The organism is Ruegeria sp. C8, from assembly GCF_056537565.1.
The window spans coordinates 1-874 of record NZ_JBQFRV010000044.1; the positions used below are offsets into that span (position 1 = coordinate 1).

2 protein-coding genes are annotated in these 874 nt (G+C 50.5%); both read left to right on the plus strand.

Going from position 1 to position 874, the window contains the following annotated elements:
- Positions 1–70: 70 nt before the first annotated feature.
- Positions 71–364, plus strand: coding sequence for a putative quinol monooxygenase (locus ACR0KL_RS22735; RefSeq protein ID WP_480777551.1), 294 nt, complete (start codon positions 71–73; stop codon positions 362–364).
- Between the two features lie 41 nt (positions 365–405).
- On the plus strand, positions 406–864 hold the full coding sequence (locus ACR0KL_RS22740; protein WP_480777552.1) for a GFA family protein: 459 nt from the start codon (positions 406–408) through the stop codon (positions 862–864).
- Positions 865–874 lie beyond the last annotated feature (10 nt).

Here is an 874-nt window from a genome sequence, read left to right on the forward strand (position 1 = left end):
CAAAATGATATGGTCATAGAACCAGAGGCGCTCATACATTCAGGAACCGTACTTTACGGAGTTCGGACAAATGATCATGCGCATCTTTCAGGTCGTGACTCGGCCAGGCAAAGAGGAAGAGTTCAGCAAGTTCTTCCATGAATCAGCTATACCCTTGATGAGAGGTACTAAGGGCATCGTTCAAGTGTTTCCTGGTGCCGCACGTGCTGACACACCACGAGAATTCAGCTTTGTCATGGTGTGGGAAAACCTAGAGGCACTAAAGGCTTTTGTCGGCGAAAACTATCAGAGCCCGCATATCGATCCGGCGGAGGCGGAATTGGTCGAGTCGCGTTCTATCAAGCATTATGAGCTGGTCCAATAAGGGCCATGGCTTGAACACAAGGAAACAACTCGGGGGAAATAATGATCAAAGGGAAATGCGGCTGCGGAGCCGTAACGTATCAGTTGACATCACAACCCATGTTCGTGCATTGCTGCCACTGTAGCGAATGTCAGCGACAAACCGGAGCAGCCTACGTCTTGAACGCCATCATTGAGGCTGATCGCGTGACATGCAAAGGGCCAATCACCGAAAATGAGCTCTCCACTCCAAGCGGGAAAGGTCAGATTATTACGCGCTGTAGGGATTGCGGCGTCGGCGTTTTTAGCAGCTACATGATCCGCCTTGGAAAGCTAAGGTACGTGCGCGTCGGAACACTGGAAAACCCGGATCAATGTCCTCCAGATGCACAGATTTTCACGAGCAGCAAACAGGCCTGGGTGCCACTCAGCAAGGAAATTCCTATCTTCGAGGAATTCTACAAATTCGATGAGGTGTGGCCGCAGAATTCGTTGGAACGTTTGGAGACTGCTTTATCCTGACGGATCAGTC

Coding starts and splice junctions, on each gene's coding strand:
- ACR0KL_RS22740 (WP_480777552.1), top strand. CDS start 406: ATGATCAAAGGGAAATGCGGCTGCGGAGCCGTAACGTATCAGTTGACA.
- ACR0KL_RS22735 (WP_480777551.1), top strand. CDS start 71: ATGATCATGCGCATCTTTCAGGTCGTGACTCGGCCAGGCAAAGAGGAA.